The sequence below is a fragment of the Lacticaseibacillus camelliae DSM 22697 = JCM 13995 genome (genome assembly GCF_001311195.1).
GTDB classification, from domain to species: Bacteria; Bacillota; Bacilli; order Lactobacillales; family Lactobacillaceae; genus Lacticaseibacillus; species Lacticaseibacillus camelliae.
In genome coordinates this window covers 1-15,396 of sequence record NZ_BBAJ01000029.1, presented here as the reverse complement: position 1 = coordinate 15,396, position 15,396 = coordinate 1, and the positions used below count along the sequence as shown (strand labels likewise).

The 15,396-nt window shown below is 56.3% G+C and carries 10 protein-coding genes and 5 pseudogenes; 12 read left to right on the top strand and 3 right to left on the bottom strand.

The features are described 5' to 3' along the window. Window positions 1-52 precede the first annotated feature (52 nt). The 12 genes and pseudogenes from JCM13995_RS06950 to JCM13995_RS06895 all read left to right on the top strand — a co-directional run bounded on the left by JCM13995_RS06950 (window position 53) and on the right by JCM13995_RS06895 (window position 13,827). Window positions 53-2,313 (top strand): annotated as a pseudogene (locus tag JCM13995_RS06950) (glycoside hydrolase family 65 protein). Then, window positions 2,306-2,984 (top strand): annotated as a pseudogene (pgmB, locus tag JCM13995_RS06945) (beta-phosphoglucomutase). Before JCM13995_RS06950 ends, pgmB begins: the two co-directional pseudogenes overlap by 8 nt. Before the next feature lie 6 nt (window positions 2,985-2,990). After that, on the top strand, window positions 2,991-4,118 hold the full coding sequence (locus tag JCM13995_RS06940) for an ABC transporter ATP-binding protein (RefSeq protein ID WP_054663928.1): 1,128 nt from the start codon (window positions 2,991-2,993) through the stop codon (window positions 4,116-4,118). A gap of 156 nt (window positions 4,119-4,274) precedes the next feature. Then, window positions 4,275-5,513, top strand: coding sequence for an extracellular solute-binding protein (locus tag JCM13995_RS06935; protein ID WP_054663925.1), 1,239 nt, complete (start codon window positions 4,275-4,277; stop codon window positions 5,511-5,513). Between the two features lie 53 nt (window positions 5,514-5,566). Beyond that, a pseudogene (locus tag JCM13995_RS06930) lies at window positions 5,567-6,932 on the top strand (carbohydrate ABC transporter permease). A 4-nt stretch (window positions 6,933-6,936) separates the two neighbouring features. Continuing rightward, complete coding sequence (locus tag JCM13995_RS06925; protein ID WP_054663922.1) at window positions 6,937-7,794, top strand: sugar ABC transporter permease; 858 nt, start codon at window positions 6,937-6,939, stop codon at window positions 7,792-7,794. 183 nt (window positions 7,795-7,977) lie between these two features. Further along, window positions 7,978-8,935 (top strand): annotated as a pseudogene (locus tag JCM13995_RS06920) (LacI family DNA-binding transcriptional regulator). A gap of 338 nt (window positions 8,936-9,273) precedes the next feature. Beyond that, a complete protein-coding gene (locus JCM13995_RS06915) occupies window positions 9,274-10,467 on the top strand; it encodes an ABC transporter substrate-binding protein (protein WP_054663919.1) in 1,194 nt (397 codons plus the stop codon). A 63-nt stretch (window positions 10,468-10,530) separates the two neighbouring features. Further along, window positions 10,531-11,409, top strand: coding sequence for a branched-chain amino acid ABC transporter permease (locus JCM13995_RS06910; protein ID WP_054663916.1), 879 nt, complete (start codon window positions 10,531-10,533; stop codon window positions 11,407-11,409). Window positions 11,410-11,411: 2 nt separating this feature from the next. Further along, window positions 11,412-12,386: a branched-chain amino acid ABC transporter permease gene (locus JCM13995_RS06905; RefSeq protein ID WP_054663912.1), complete on the top strand. Its 975-nt coding sequence runs from the start codon at window positions 11,412-11,414 to the stop codon at window positions 12,384-12,386. 66 nt (window positions 12,387-12,452) lie between these two features. Beyond that, complete coding sequence (locus tag JCM13995_RS06900; RefSeq protein ID WP_369385651.1) at window positions 12,453-13,136, top strand: ABC transporter ATP-binding protein; 684 nt, start codon at window positions 12,453-12,455, stop codon at window positions 13,134-13,136. Then, the gene (locus JCM13995_RS06895; protein WP_054663908.1) at window positions 13,129-13,827 is read left to right on the top strand and encodes an ABC transporter ATP-binding protein; all 699 of its coding nucleotides are present in this window, start codon (window positions 13,129-13,131) and stop codon (window positions 13,825-13,827) included. Before JCM13995_RS06900 ends, JCM13995_RS06895 begins: the two co-directional genes overlap by 8 nt. Before the next feature lie 124 nt (window positions 13,828-13,951). Here JCM13995_RS06895 and JCM13995_RS18065 read toward each other — a convergent pair whose 3' ends face one another. The 3 genes and pseudogenes from JCM13995_RS18065 to JCM13995_RS06885 form a co-directional block, all read right to left on the bottom strand. Continuing rightward, window positions 13,952-14,290, bottom strand: coding sequence for an alpha/beta hydrolase (locus JCM13995_RS18065; protein ID WP_263849596.1), 339 nt, complete (start codon window positions 14,288-14,290; stop codon window positions 13,952-13,954). Window positions 14,291-14,399: 109 nt separating this feature from the next. After that, window positions 14,400-14,666, bottom strand: a pseudogene (locus tag JCM13995_RS18060) (alpha/beta hydrolase); the annotation flags it as partial. A gap of 100 nt (window positions 14,667-14,766) precedes the next feature. Next, window positions 14,767-15,255, bottom strand: a complete 489-nt coding sequence (locus JCM13995_RS06885; RefSeq protein WP_054663905.1) for a hypothetical protein — start codon at window positions 15,253-15,255, stop codon at window positions 14,767-14,769. Between the last annotated feature and the right edge of the window lie 141 nt (window positions 15,256-15,396).

The following is a 15,396-nucleotide window of genomic DNA, read 5'->3' as shown; positions in this document are numbered from 1 at the left end:
TCAAGTTGTAAATCAGTGAACCGCCACGGCGGTGCAATTGGGGATATGAATGATGAAACGGATTTTTGAAATCGACCCGTGGCTGGTCCAAAGCCACGAACTCCATCCGCAAGAGATGCGGCTGCAGGAGAGCCTAACGGCGATCGGCAACGGCTACATGGGGATGCGAGGGAATTTTGAAGAAGGGTATTCCGGCGATCACTTGCAGGGGACCTATTTAGGCGGCGTGTGGTTTCCTGATAAAACCCGCGTCGGCTGGTGGAAAAACGGCTACCCCCAATACTTTGGTAAAGCGATCAACGCCCCAAGCTTCATCGGCATCGGCATTCGGATCAACGGCGAGAAAGTTGATTTGGCAACCGGCAAGTTCCGCGATTTCCGGATCGCGCTGGATATGCACCAAGGCTTGCTGACCCGCACGTTCATTTATGAAGTCGAGTCGACGACCGTTCGCCTGACCTTCCGCCGCTTCTTATCCAACGAGATCAAAGAGGCCGGGTTGATCGAAGTCGTTGCGCAGGTGCTCAGCGGCCAGGCAAGCATCGATTTTGCCGCCACGCTTGACGGCAATGTCAGCAATGAAGACAGCAACTACGATGAACGCTTCTGGCAGCCGGTCGAGGAAGACGCCCAGGCGCAAAACATTCAGCTGATCACCAAGGCGAACCCGTACCAGGTGCCACGGTTCACGGTCCTGCTCAAACAAGCGCTGCGGCTGAATGGCAAGCCGGTCCAAACCACAAATGAAACGGCAAGCGGCCTCGCGACCGCCCGCGTTTCTACCACCTTGAACGCCGGTCAAAGCGTCACATTGGAAAAAGATGTCATTGTGCTGACCAGCCGGGACGTGGCGCCGGACAAGCAGCCGCAAACCGCAACGGCGTTGATGACGCAGCTGCAAACCGAGTCCTTCGATCAGCGGTTGGCCAGGCACACGGCCATTTGGGCCAGCCGCTGGGCGCAAAGCGATGTGGTGATTGACGGTGATGATGCAGCCCAGCAGGGAATCCGGTTCAACATTGCGCAGCTGTTCATGACCTATTACGGCGAGGACAAGCGGCTCAATGTGGGGCCCAAGGGCTTTACCGGTGAGAAGTACGGTGGCGCGACCTACTGGGACACTGAAGCCTATGTCGTGCCAATGTATTTGGCGGTGACGCCGCCAAGTGTGACTCGCGCGCTGCTGGAATACCGGCATGATCAGTTGCCCGGCGCTTACCACAACGCGCAGCAGCAAGGCCTTAAAGGGGCGCTGTTTCCGATGGTGACCTTTAACGGTATCGAGTGTCATAACGAGTGGGAGATCACCTTCGAGGAGATTCATCGCAATGCGGCGGTGGCGTTTGCCATCTATCAGTACACGGCATACACCGGCGATGAAAGCTACGTCAATCACGACGGCATGGAAGTGCTGATTGGCATCAGCCGTTTCTGGCTGATCGGGTCCACTTTTCCAAGCGCAAGGGGTGCTACATGATCCACGGCGTGACCGGGCCGAACGAGTACGAAAACAACGTCAACAATAACTGGTACACCAACACCATGGCGTCATGGGTGCTAGAGTACACGCTGGCGCGCTTGCCCAAGGCCGATCCGGCCGTGCTGGCGGCGCTTTCGGTGACCGAAGCAGAAAAGGCGCACTGGCAGGACATCATTGATCGGATGTATTACCCGGTCGACAAGAAGCTAGGGATCTTCGTCCAAAACGACACCTTCCTGGATAAAGACTTGCAGCCCGCCAGTGCGATTCCTCAGGATCAGCGTCCCATCAATCAGCACTGGTCCTGGGATCACATTTTGCGCAGTCCGTACATCAAGCAGGCCGATGTTCTTCAAGGCATTTACTTCTTGAACGACCGCTTTACGCGCGAGCAAAAAGAGCGCAACTACGATTTCTACGAGCCGCTCACTGTGCACGAAAGTTCGCTGTCGGCCTCGATTCACGCCATTTTGGCAGCGGAGTTGGGTAAGCAGGAAAAGGCGGTCGAACTGTACCGGCGTACGGCGCGTCTAGACCTGGACAACTACAATAACGACACCGCCGATGGGCTGCACATCACGTCGATGACTGGATCATGGCTGGCCATCGTGCAAGGCTTTGCCGGCATGCGGTACGATCACGACCGGCTACGCTTTAAGCCGTTTTTGCCGAAGCAGTGGACGCATTACAACTTCAAGCTGACCTACCGCGGGCGGCTATTAGCCGTCGACGTGGGGCAGAAGACCTTGATCACGCTGCTTGAAGGCGAACCCCTCGACATTGACGTGGCTGGCCAACCGGTTCATCTGGTAAAGGAGGGTCAGCATGCTTAAGGGATTGTTGTTTGATTTAGATGGGGTGTTGACCGACTCCGCCAAGTATCACCTGCAGGCGTGGAACCAGCTGGCAGCGGACCTCGACATTACGCTGCCGCCTGAAGCCAACCAGCAACTGCGCGGCCGCTCGCGGCTGGATTCCCTGAATTTGGTGCTCAGCTATGGTCAGCAAGAGAATCGTTACACGAACGAGCAGAAGGCGGCATTTGCCAAGACCAAAAATCAGATGTATCTGCACCTGATCCAGGCCATGACGCCGGCAGACATTTTGCCCGGCATCACCGCCTTGCTCGCGGCGGCCAAGGCCGCAAGGCTCAGGATGGTGATTGCTTCTGCGTCCCGCAATGCCCCTGTGATCTTGAACCGGCTCGGGTTGGCCCAGCAGTTTGACGGCATCGTGGATCCGGCCACTCTGCATCACGGCAAACCCGATCCGGAAATCTACGAGCGGGCGCAGACTGGCGGGGCTTGCTACTACTGAAGTCGCAGCGTTCGAAGATGCTGCGGTGGGGGTGGCGGCGATTAAAGCCGCCGGCCAGTTTGCCGTTGGCATCGGCGACCCGGCAGTCCTGCATCAGGCGGATTACATTGTGCCAAGCACAGCGGACCTGAAGCTCGAGGAGATTCAGCGTGCTTATACTGCGTGGCTGGAAAGAAAGGAAGCATGAGGACAAATGGTTGAGATCGATCTGGACCACCTTTATAAAAAATACGACGATGGCGAAGATTACTCGGTTGAGGATTTTGACCTTCACATCAAGGATAAGGAGTTCATCGTTTTTGTCGGCCCTTCCGGGTGTGGCAAATCCACGACCTTGCGCATGATCGCCGGTCTGGAGGACATTACCAAGGGCGAGTTGAAGATCGCGGGCAAGGTCATGAATGACGTGGCGCCCAAGGACCGCAACATCGCCATGGTCTTTCAGAACTACGCGCTGTATCCGCACATGACGGTCTACGACAATATGGCTTTTGGACTCAAACTCCGCCACTACAAGAAGGCGGATATTGATGCCCGCGTGCAAAATGCGGCAAATATTTTAGGCCTCAAGCCGTTCTTGGACCGGAAACCGGCCGCCCTTTCAGGGGGTCAACGCCAGCGGGTCGCACTAGGCCGTGCAATTGTGCGGGATGCGCCCATCTTTCTCATGGACGAACCGCTTTCCAACTTGGACGCCAAGCTGCGGGTCTCGATGCGGGCGGAAATTGCCAAGCTGCACCGGCGCCTGAACACCACCACGATCTATGTCACGCATGATCAAACTGAGGCGATGACAATGGCGGACCGCGTGGTCGTCATGTCTGTCGGCCACGTTCAGCAAATCGGGACGCCCTCGCAAGTCTATGAGAATCCGCGCAATAAATTCGTTGCGGGGTTCATGGGGTCACCGTCGATGAACTTCTTCAACATGACATACCAAAACGGCGTGGTGTCCGATGGCAAGAGCGTCACCCTCAAAGTGCCGGAAGGCCGGGCGAAGATCTTGGATGATCAAGGCTACAACGGCAAGGAGCTGATCTTTGGCATTCGGCCCGAGGATATTCACTCCGAGCAGGCATTTCTGGACACCTGGCCGGATGCGGTGATTGATTCGACAGTCACAGTTTCTGAACTGCTCGGGGCCACGGAACAGCTTTACTTGAAGGTTGACGACACGGAATACATCGCCAACGTCAACGCCCGCGATTTCCACAGTCCTGGGGATGCCGTCAAAATGGGGTTTGACGTCAACAAGGCGCACTTCTTCGACAAGGACACCGAGATGGCGATCACCAAGGAGCCAGTGCCGCTTGAAGGGTAGTTTGTCCGCCATGCCGCACTGGCGGACTGGGTGTCAAAGACACCGATTGGGTTGCGGCAGTCAGAGGGTTACCGCAGACGGTAGCCGTCTGCAAAACAGCGTTCTTTCTTCACTAGGGTTCAGGCTTTATAAAACATTTTTGGGAGGAATATCATCATGAAGTTATGGCAGAAGTTTGCTTTAGGCAGTACTGCACTTCTTTCAGCCACGGTTCTGGCTGCTTGCGGCAATTCCGGTTCCAGCTCCTCAAGCAGTAGCTCAGGTAAAAATGGCGTCTCCGGTTCGGTTAAACTGTGGGTCGACAACACGCAGGTCAGCTCCTATAAATCCATTGTGAAGGACTTCAACAAGAAGTATCCGGATGTGAAGGTCAAGGTCACCCAAAGTCCAAACGGGTCCTCAAACGCGAAGACCGATGTCGCCAAGGACCCATCGAAGGCGGCTGACGTGTTCGAAGTGCCGAATGATCAGCTCGGACAAATGGCGTCTGCGGGGTACATCAACCCAATTTCGCCGGATGCGACTAAGGTCATCAAGAAGGACAACGTCGAAAGCGCCGTCAAGGGCGTGACCTGGAAGAACAAGCTTTACGCTTTCCCATTCGCGATGCAGGCCCAGACGCTTTACTACAACAAGTCTAAGCTGAGCGCTGAGGACGTGAAGGATTGGGACACGATGACCGCCAAGAGCGTTGTGGCCACGGACTTTACGGTGCCGTATAACGTTTACCCGATCTTCCTGTCAGCCGGCACCTACATGTACGGTAAAAACGGCGAAGACCTCAAGGGCACCAACGTCAACACCCAAGAAGGGGTCAACGCGATGAAGTGGTACGCCGCCCAAAAGAACAACAAAGGGGTCATGCAGACTTCTAACGTGCTGAACCAGCTCAAGTCCGGTAAGGCCGGCGCTATTCTCGACGGTCCTTGGGACGCGGTAAACATTAAGAAGCTGTTGGGCAAGAACTTTGGCGTTGCGCCATACCCAACCATCACCATCGGGGGTAAGAAAGTCCAAATGCAGGCCTTCCTTGGGATTGAAACCTTTGCGGTCAACTCGCACACTTCAACCAAGAATCAAAAAGCCGCAGCAACGCTGGCTCAGTACATTACCAACAAGGCCTCGCAGCTGGTCATCTACAAAGACCAGGGTCAGATCCCGGTTGACAAGTCGGCCCAGCAGACGGCAACGTTCAAGAAGAATCCAGTCGCGGTCGCAGTTAAGACCATGTCACAGACTAGCCACTCCACTTTGATGCCAAAGATGCCTGAAATTGCCACTCTTTGGGATCAGGCCGCACCACTGATCAACGGTGCATACAGCGGTTCGATCAAGCCTGCAGATTACATGACCAAACTGACAGCATTCCACAATGCGGTTTCCAAGGCTAACTAGTCGCTGAAGTTGATGGTTGAGCTTGACCAATCTTTGCACGTAAAGGAGAAGGTATCGTATGTTCAGGAGAAAAAAATAAGCTCCCACCGGCAGCGACCTATCGAGAAGTCTGGCGTAAAGGCGATTGGACGACGAAACTCTCATTCTTTGTGATGGGGGCCTCCGCCTTAAAAAAATCGCCAGTGGGTCAAGGGCGCAGCGTTTCTGATCACTGAGGTGGCCTTTCTGATTTGGCTGGTGTTTAGCGGGATCTCCTCGCTCAGCATGCTGAGCAATTTGGGGACGCTCAAAACCAAGAAGGTCGTTTACGATCAGTCACAAGGGGTCTATTTGACCAAACTGCCGGATAATTCTGTGGTCATTCTGTTGTTCGGAGTGCTGGCAGTGATCCTGCTGATCGCAATGGTGGGCTTGTACTGGGTCAACCTGCGTTCAACAAGAAAACTGTACGTGTTGAACCGGGACCATGGTCACATTGAAACTAATGGCGAGGAGTTAGCGTCACTGCTTGATGAACGACTGCACAGTGTCCTGCTGGCGATCCCAATTGTTGGGATTGTGGCGTTCACCATCTTGCCCACGGTGTACATGATTTCAATGGCGTTCACCAACTATGATTCCCACCATTCGATCGGATTCTCCTGGACAGGCTTTCAGGCTTTTCACAACGTGCTTTCCGGTGACCTTGCGGGAACGTTCTTCCCGGTGTTGGGTTGGACGTTGATCTGGGCGGTTTGTGCCACGGCGACGACGTTCTTCTTCGGCGTCCTGCTGGCGATGCTGATCGAATCCAAGGGCATCAAGCACAAGGCGTTCTGGCGGACGATGTTCATCATTGTCTACGCGGTGCCGCAGTTTGTTTCCTTGCTGATGATGGCGCAGTTCCTCGACCTGCAAGGGCCGCTGAATAACCTGCTGCTATCCTGGCACTGGATCGCCAAGCCGATCAACTTCATCGGCGCCTCTGCGAAGCCGCTGGTGGCCCGCATTACGGTCATCGTGGTCAACATGTGGGTCGGGATCCCGGTTTCAATGCTGGTGTCCACGGCGATCATTCAAAATCTGCCGGAGGATCAGATTGAGGCTGCCCGGATGGACGGTGCCAATCCGTTCCAGGTCTTCAAGTCGATCACTTTCCCGCAGATCCTGTTTGTCATGGCCCCTTCGCTGATCCAACAGTTTATTGGGAATATCAACAACTTCAACGTGATTTACCTGTTGACCGGCGGCTATCCGATGAACAACAACTACAGTGGGGCTGGTGACACCGACTTGCTGGTGACCTGGTTGTACAACTTGACCTTTGGCCAGACGCAGCGGTACAACGCGTCAGCGGTCTTAGGGATCCTGATCTTCATCATCAGTGCGGTCTTCTCACTGTTTGCTTACCGGCGGACGAATGCTTTCAAGGAGGGCTGAGATTATGAAATCATACAAAGCACAGCGTCACCTTTCGCTGAGCCTCCGCTACATTCTGCTGGCCGTACTGGTGGTCGTTTGGCTGTTTCCAATCGTTTGGATCATTTTGGCGAGTCTCTCGTATAACAATACTGGCTTTGTGTCGACGATTTGGCCGGAGAAATTCACGCTGAGTAATTACACGGGAATGCTACTCAATAAGCAGTATCCGTTCCTTGACTGGATGCGTAACACACTGCTAGTGTCCACAGTGTCGATGATCCTGTCGACCTTCATCACCATTTCCGTTGCTTACACCCTGTCCCGGCTTCGCTTCGCCTTTCGGAAGAAGTTCTTGCAGATTGCCTTGATTTTGGGGATGTTCCCCGGGTTCATGTCCATGATCGCGCTGTATTACATTCTGAAGAGCTTCAACATGCTGAATCTGGCCGGCCTGACCATGGTTTATGTCGGTGGTGCGGGGCTGTCGTTCTACATCGCCAAAGGGTTCTTTGATACCATTCCGCGGTCGATCGATGAGGCGGCGGAGATGGATGGGGCAACTAGGTGGCAGGTCTTCCTGCACATTGGGTTGCCGCTGTCCAAGCCGATGATTGTTTATACGGCGCTGACCACCTTTATTGCCCCGTGGGTCGACTTCATTTTCTCCGGGATCATCCTGTCTTCATCGGGGAACCCGAAGAATTACACGATTGCATACGGGTTGTATAACATGCTGCACAGCGCCAAGGGTACCTCGACCACGTTCTTCACCCAGTTCATTGCCGGGTGTGTCATGGTCGCGGTCCCAATCACCATCCTGTTCGTGATCATGCAGAAGTTCTACGTCAACGGGATCACCGCCGGAGCGGACAAGGGTTAAGTCAACCAGTACTTGAACCACGCTGGGTGAGTTGATCTGCATTCAGCCAAGGCCTCCAACCTTGAGGGATCTGACTGGCAACGGTCAGGTCCCTTTGACTGTCCAGCTGTCCCAGAGAAGCAATGCGGCCGGTTGGTGTAAAATAAGGTTGTCAGCGAAACGCGCAATTATCGGGAGGGTATCATGGTTACTTTGTCAGATGTCGCCAAACAGGCCAATGTGTCAAAAATGACGGTTTCGCGGGTCATTAATCATCCTGAGCAGGTCACGCCTGAGCTGCGCTGCCTGGTCGAAGAGGCCATGACCGCGCTGAACTATCACCCCAACGCGGCGGCGAAGGCCCTGGCAAATAACCGGACCAACGTGATCAAGGTGGTGATCCTCGAAGACATTGACACGACGGAGCCGTACTACATGAGCCTTATCTTCGGGATCGCCAAGGGGCTGGACAAGGAAGGCTATGCCCTGCAGCTGGTGACTGACCGGGCACACCTCACTGGTGGCAATCGTGCCGATGGGTACATTGTGACCGGTGAGCGGGCCAGGGATATTCCCCTGCTCGAACAGCTGAATCAGCCGTTTGTCATTTTCGGTGAGAATCGCTACGGGTTTGACTATATCGACAGCGACAACAAGGCCGGTACCGCGCTGGCGACCAATTATGCCCTCGCCAAGAATTATCAATCCATCGTCTTTATCGGGTTGGACGTGAAGGAGTCCTTTGAGTACTCCCGCGAGGCGGGGTACATCAACACCCTGCAGCAGCATAAAAAAAATCCCGCAGATTTACCGGTTGGCCAACCATTCACGCGTGTCTCAGGCCTTCATTAACGAAAACTGGCGCAAATTCGCCCCGGATACCTGCTTCATCTGTGCCTCGGATCGCATCGCAGTGGGCGTGGAGCGCGGGATCATCGAAAATGGCGGCGATGTCCCGCGCGACTTTGGCATCATTGGGTTTGATGGGGTCTTTCTCGATCAGGTGGCGAACCCTCAGCTGACCACCGTGAAGCAGCCAGTTCAGCAGCTCGGGGAGCTGCTGGCGCGGATGCTGCTGCAGAAGCTGGCCCAAAGTGGCGCGCAGCAAGGGGAGTTGCTGGTAACACCGGAATTGATCACGCGTGGCAGCACGCGTGAGTAACAGGATCGATCCGTATCGGCGAGCGTCGGTACGGATTTTTTTAGCAAATTTTCAAATAGCGGTTGACCAGAATGAGTAGTTGGTGTAAATTCTAATCATTAACTAATTTAGGAAAGGGTGAGTTTCATGAAACTATCAATTAATCAGTTCTGTGCGACTCGCTTCTTCCGCAGTTTGGCCTTGTTGTTGCTCGAGTAGGACCCGCTCCGTTAGCGCAAGCTGATGTGAACAGGTCCTCATTCGCGTGCTGATGGGGCCTGTCGGATGCGGCCTCATCAATGATGGGGCCATTTTTTTTATGAAAGCACCTGACAAGTTGGAGAAAAGGGAGATCAGTCATGAAGATTTCAATGAGAAAAATCATACTCGGCGCCATTACTGCTGTGAGTGCCATTACACTGGCAGGCTGCGCGACCACGACCGCAGGGGACAAAGGCAACTCAAGCACTGGCAACACCGTTAAGATCGGCATGAACATGGAGTTGTCTGGTTCAGCAGCCGGCTATGGCAATCAGATGAAGCAGGGCTTCGATCTGGCCGTCAAGCAGATCAACGCTGATGGCGGCATTAAGGTCAACGGCAAGAAGGTCAAAATCAAGACCGTGATCCGCGACAACAAGTCCACGACCTCCGGCTCCAGCTCCGTTGCCGCTCAGCTCGCCGGCTCCGACAGCGTTTCCGCCATCGTCGGCCCGGCAACGACCAACGATGGCACCGCGGCAATCCCGAACATCACCAAGGCCAAGGTGCCATCCGTTTCGCCAAGTGCGACGGATCCGGATTACACCCTGCAGAAAAATGGGAAGGTCCAGCCATACGTGTTCCGGGCCTGCTTTGAAAATAACTTCCAGGGCGAAACAGCTGCGCACTTTGTCGACAACACCCTGAAGGCGAAGAACGTGGCGATTCTTGAGGACAACTCAAGCGATTACGGCACTGGTCTGGCGAAGGCCTTCAAAGGCGCCTTCAAGGGCAACGTCGTATCGACGCAGTCATTCTCAGAAGGCGACAAGGACTTCAACGCCCTGCTGACCGGCATCAAGAACAAGAACATCAATGCGATTTATGTGCCGGGTTACTACTCCGAAGTCGGCCTGATCATCAAGCAGGCCCGGTCCATGGGCATCAACGTGCCGATCATCGGCTCTGACGGCATGGCGGACCCCAAGCTGGCCGAGATCGCCGGCGATAAGAACGCCTCCGATGTTTACTACACCACGCCATTTTCCACCAAGTCCGGTTCCACAAACAAGATGGCCGAAAGCTTCATGACCGCCTTCAAGAAGCAGTACCATACCGATGCGCCGACGTTCTCCGCGCTGGCCTACGATTCCGTGCTGATGATCAAGCAGGCGATCGAAGACGCGAAGTCTACCGACTCTGTCAAGATTGCTCAGTCCCTGGCCAAGATCAAGCACATGCCTGCCGTGACCGGTGAAATGACCGTCAACAAGACGCACGACCCGGAAAAGCCGATCATGATCGAAAAGCTGACCAACGGCAAGGTCGTTTCCGCTATTGAACAGAAGTAATCGTTAACCGCTGCATCGGCCGGCCAAGTCGGCTGATGCACACTTACCTGAGGAGGCGCTCTCGTGCAAACCTTTTTCCAGCAATTGATCAACGGCCTGAGCCTTGGCAGCATTTACGCGCTGCTGGCGCTGGGCTACACCATGGTCTACGGGATCATCAAGCTGATCAACTTTGCGCATGGGGACATTTATATGATCGGTGCCTTTTGGGGCTACTATGTGATCAACCATTACCACGTCGATTTCGGCGTGGCTTTGGTGTCTGCAATGGTCGTCTGTGCCGCGCTGGGGATGCTGATCGAGTATCTCGCCTACAAGCCGTTGCGCAATTCACCGCGGATCACCGCGCTGATTACGGCGATCGGCGTGTCGTACTTCCTTGAAAACGGCATGTCGTTTCTCTACGGCGCCAATACGCGCAACTTCCCGCAGGTCGTGGCCTCGCACCGCTTTACCGTGTTCGGTGTGACGGTGACCAACATTCAGCTGCTCATCGTCACCGTCTCCCTGGTCCTGATGGTGGCGCTGCAGCTGATCGTGCAGCACACCCGGATGGGTACGGCGATGCGCGCCGTGGCCGTTGATCAAGAGGCGGCCGAGCTGGTCGGCATCAATCCGAATCACGTCATTTCGTTCACCTTCGGCCTGGGCTCCGCCTTGGCCGGCGCGGCCGGGGTCCTCATCGGGCTGTATTACAACTCGATCGACCCGCTGATGGGCATGGTGCCTGGGATCAAAGCCTTCGTGGCGGCGGTCGTCGGCGGCATCGGCTCGATCCCCGGCGCGGCGCTGGGCGGCTTTCTCATTGGCATGCTGGAGACCTTTGTGCAGGCGATTGGGCTGTCAGCGTACAAGGATGCAGCCGTTTATGTCGTTCTGATCGTCATTCTGGTCGTTCTGCCGGCTGGGATCTTTGGTAAAAACGTGAAGGAGAAGGTGTGAGCATGGCAGCAAGATGGAAAGCAGCACTGGTCTGGCTGGCGATCGCAGTTGCCGGCTTCTACCTGATCAATGAGCTGATCGTGATCGGTGTGATCAACAGCTTCATCGAAAACATGCTCGTCACCATCGGCATCAACATCATTCTGGCCACCGGACTGAACCTGATCATTGGTTTTTCCGGCCAGTTCTCGCTGGGTCATGCTGGCTTCATGGCCCTTGGGGCTTACGCGACAGCCATCATCACCCAGTACCTGGGCAACGCGCTCGGCTTTTACCTGTCCATGGCCGTGGGCGTGGTGGTTGCCATGATCGTCGCCGTCATTATCGGCATTCCCACGCTGCGGCTGCGCGGCGATTACCTTGCCATCGCGACCATGGGGGCGGCGGAGATCATCCGGGTGGTGCTGAACAACCTGAAGATCACCAACGGCGCGGCCGGCATGTACAACATTCCGGCGCTGGCCAACTGGCCGACCGTGTACGTGCTGGTGTGCCTGACGACGTTGATGATCGTCAACTTTGCCCGCAGCCGGGCCGGTCGTGCGATTCAGGCGATCCGCGAAGACGACATTGCCGCCGAGGCCGTGGGCATCAACCCGACCAAGTGGAAGCTGGCGGCGTTCGTCATGGGCGCAGCCACCGCAGCCATTGCGGGCTCGTTGCACGCAGTTTACATTCAGACCATTGCGCCAAGCGATTTTGGCATCATGAACTCGATTTCGATCCTGATCATCGTGGTGCTGGGTGGCGTTGGCTCAATCACCGGGACCTTCGTGGCCGCGACTGTGCTTGGCGTGCTGGACACTGTCCTGCAAAGCTTTGGCACACTGCGGATGGTAATCTACGCGCTGGCCTTGATCTTAATCATGGTCTTCAAGCCAAGCGGGCTGCTCGGCCGCTACGAAGTGTCCATTCGCAAACTGTTTGAGAAGAAAGGAGCCCGCCATGGCACTGCTGACAGTCACGAATCTGAGTAAAAAGTTCGGCGGTCTGGACGCCGTTTCCAACGTTGACATGCACGTGGACGAAGGCGAGCTGGTCGCTTGATTGGCCCCAATGGCGCGGGCAAGACCACGTTGTTCAACATGCTGACTGGGGTGATCCCGCCCACGTCCGGCAAGATCTCACTGACCACCGCCACCGGCACCATTTCGCTGCTCGGCCACAAGCCGTACCAGGTGGCCAAGCTCGGCCTGGCGCGCACCTTTCAAAACATTCGGCTGTTTGCGAACCTGTCCGTTCGCGATAACCTGCTGGCGGCGATGACTCATGCTACACGGAGAACTTCTTCGCGGAGATCCTGCGCCTGCCGGCCTACTACAAAAAAAGAGGCCAAGGTCGGGGCCTGGACCGATGCCCTGCTGCGCGAGTTTGACCTGACCGACGTGGCCGATGTGGATGCCGGCAACCTGCCGTACGGGACCCAGCGGCGCGTGGAGATTGCGCGTGCGACTGCCACCTCGCCGCGAATCATTTTTCTCGACGAACCGGCGGCGGGGATGAACCCCGAGGAAACCGCCGCGCTGATGAAGCTGATTGGCAAGCTGCGGTCTGACTTTCAGTTGACGGTCGTCCTGATTGAGCACGACATGAGTCTGGTCATGAACATCGCCGAGCGCATTTACGTGCTGAACCAGGGTAAACTGATTGCCGAAGGAACGCCGGCTGCGATTCAGAAGAATCCGGCCGTGATCGACTCGTACTTGGGGGGTGGCGTCCATGCTTAAAGTGGCCGGACTCAAGGTCAACTACGGCGCCATTCAGGCCGTTCAAGGTGTCGACTTCACCGTCAATGACGGGGAGATCGTCACGCTGATCGGGGCTAACGGCGCGGGTAAAAGCACGATCCTGAAAACCATCAGCGGGCTGCTGCGGCCCAGTGCTGGCACGATCACGTACAATGATCAGAACCTCGCCAAGCTGTCGCCGTCCAAAATCGTGGCGGCCGGCATTGCGCAGGTGCCGGAAGGCCGGCACGTGTTTGAGGGCCTGACCGTCGCCGAGAACCTGCGCATGGGCGCGTACCTTTCGCCCAAGACACGCGATGAGCAGCTGAAGTCGGTGTACGAGCAGTTTCCGGTGCTGAAAGAACGCCGGAGTCAGGACGCGGCGACGCTGTCCGGCGGCGAGCAGCAGATGCTGGCAATGGGCCGGGCCATGATGGCCAAGCCCAAGCTGCTGCTGCTTGACGAGCCCTCCATGGGGCTGGCGCCGATTTACATTAACAAGATTTTCGACATCATCAAGCGCATTCACGCTCAAGGCGTCACGGTGCTGTTGATCGAGCAGAACGCGGCGCAGGCGCTGCAAGTCGCCGACCGCGGCTACGTGCTCGCCAGTGGCCAAGTCAAAATGAGCGGCACTGGTCAGGCGTTGTTGGCCAACGACGATGTCCGTGCAGCATATCTTGGCGGCTGATGGTGTTGTTTGGGTGCCAGTGCAAAGTCTGTTTCCTTGTGGAGCAGGCTTTTTTTTACTGCCTAAACGAAAAATCGCCGCGCGCCGGTGGGTTTGCCAACTGGCGTGAGGCGATGGTGAGGGGTTATGGCCGCAGGGCAGGCCGCTGGTTTTTGATCAGCAGGTCCTGCTTGATCAGGTCAATGGTTTCCTGGTTTTGCGGCAGGTCGCTGTGCTCAGCGTTGTTTCCCGACAAGGTGATCATGGTGTAATGCTTGACCTGATTTTGGAAAATGTACTTGCCGGCGTCCACGGAGGCGAGCGGCACAATGCCGTCCGAGGTGTAACTTTCAGAGCCGGCGACTGAGTACACGGTCAGATTGACTGGCAGACGCTTTTTCATCCGGATCATGTCCGTCAGCATCTGGGTGCGGTTGGCCTGCTTGCTTTCCTCGAGGTTGTAAGGCGACCCCAGGGTGATCATGCGCTGCATGGTGTAGTCGGCTTGATTCATGTACCGCTCCAAAAAAAAGCGTCAGTACCAGCCCGCCGTTGCTGTGGCCGATCGCAGAGAAACGGTCGAAGTGGTACTTTTTGGCCATGGCGGTGAAGGCAATGTTGAACCAGCGCGCCTGCCGTTGAATATTGGGGTAGCCGTCCTGGTTGTTGGCGAACGCGACGACGATGTACGGCTGCCGGTCGCGGGCGGCGATGCGGCCGGACTGCTTGAACTTGCCTGACTCGGTCACGGTGATCTTCACGTAGCTGTGACCCGTGGTTTGGCGGTTGAGCGCGGCGACCAGGGCGTTGAAGCGGTTCTGGCTCGCGGAGCTGCCTGGCACCAGGAAAATGGGCCGCATGCGGGAGCGGTGCACGACCCGCGCGTTTTCGACGCTGGTGTGCATCCACCGGTAGGCCGGAAAGCCAATGCCCAGCAGGACGGCAAAAAAGACGATGAGGCTAGCGCACCATTTTCGCATCGGCTTTTGCCTCCTTATTCAGCGCCTTGGCAAACGGATAGTAAATCGCGACACTGACCACCAGACACAGTAGGCTGACCGCAAGCGCCGACCAGCTGCCATTGGTCGCCAAAAAGGCGAAGAGCGGCCCTGGCGTCGTCGGCGGGACCGGGTAAACGACCGGCGGCATCAGGTGCAGCAGCAAGGCCAGGAGGGCAATCCCGCAGCTGGCCAGCGGCGCTAAGAAGAACGGGATCAGCATGCGCAGATCCAGCAGGGCCGGCGTGGAAAGCAGGGTCAACAGCGGCAGGTTGACGCCTGCAGTTAAGAGTTCTGGCACCCGGACGCGCCGGTTGACCAGCGCCAGTGCGATCACCAGCGCCAGCAGCGACCCAGTGCCACCCATGTTGGCAAACGGGGCAAACACGGTGTAGGTCGTGAAGCGGTAAGGAATGGTGTGCAAGCTGGGGTGGGTCAGCGCCGCATTCAAGTTGGCAGCGGCCTCAGGCTCATCGCAAAATCAGTCAGCGGCGGCAGCAGCTGCGGCAGGCCCAGCCAGGCCAGCGCCAAATTGGCAGGGATGACCAGCAGGTCGGCAGCGTGAGCCACGACCAGGATAAGTGGTTGGCGG

Bases quoted from the DNA above. Each gene is read 5' to 3' on its own strand.
- JCM13995_RS06935 (WP_054663925.1), top strand. From the start codon at position 4,275: ATGAAGTTATGGCAGAAGTTTGCTTTAGGCAGTACTGCACTTCTTTCA.
- JCM13995_RS06925 (WP_054663922.1), top strand. From the start codon at position 6,937: ATGAAATCATACAAAGCACAGCGTCACCTTTCGCTGAGCCTCCGCTAC.
- JCM13995_RS06940 (WP_054663928.1), top strand. From the start codon at position 2,991: ATGGTTGAGATCGATCTGGACCACCTTTATAAAAAATACGACGATGGC.
- JCM13995_RS06895 (WP_054663908.1), top strand. From the start codon at position 13,129: ATGCTTAAAGTGGCCGGACTCAAGGTCAACTACGGCGCCATTCAGGCC.
- JCM13995_RS06915 (WP_054663919.1), top strand. From the start codon at position 9,274: ATGAAGATTTCAATGAGAAAAATCATACTCGGCGCCATTACTGCTGTG.
- JCM13995_RS18065 (WP_263849596.1), bottom strand. From the start codon at position 14,290: ATGATCACCCTGGGGTCGCCTTACAACCTCGAGGAAAGCAAGCAGGCC.
- JCM13995_RS06905 (WP_054663912.1), top strand. From the start codon at position 11,412: ATGGCAGCAAGATGGAAAGCAGCACTGGTCTGGCTGGCGATCGCAGTT.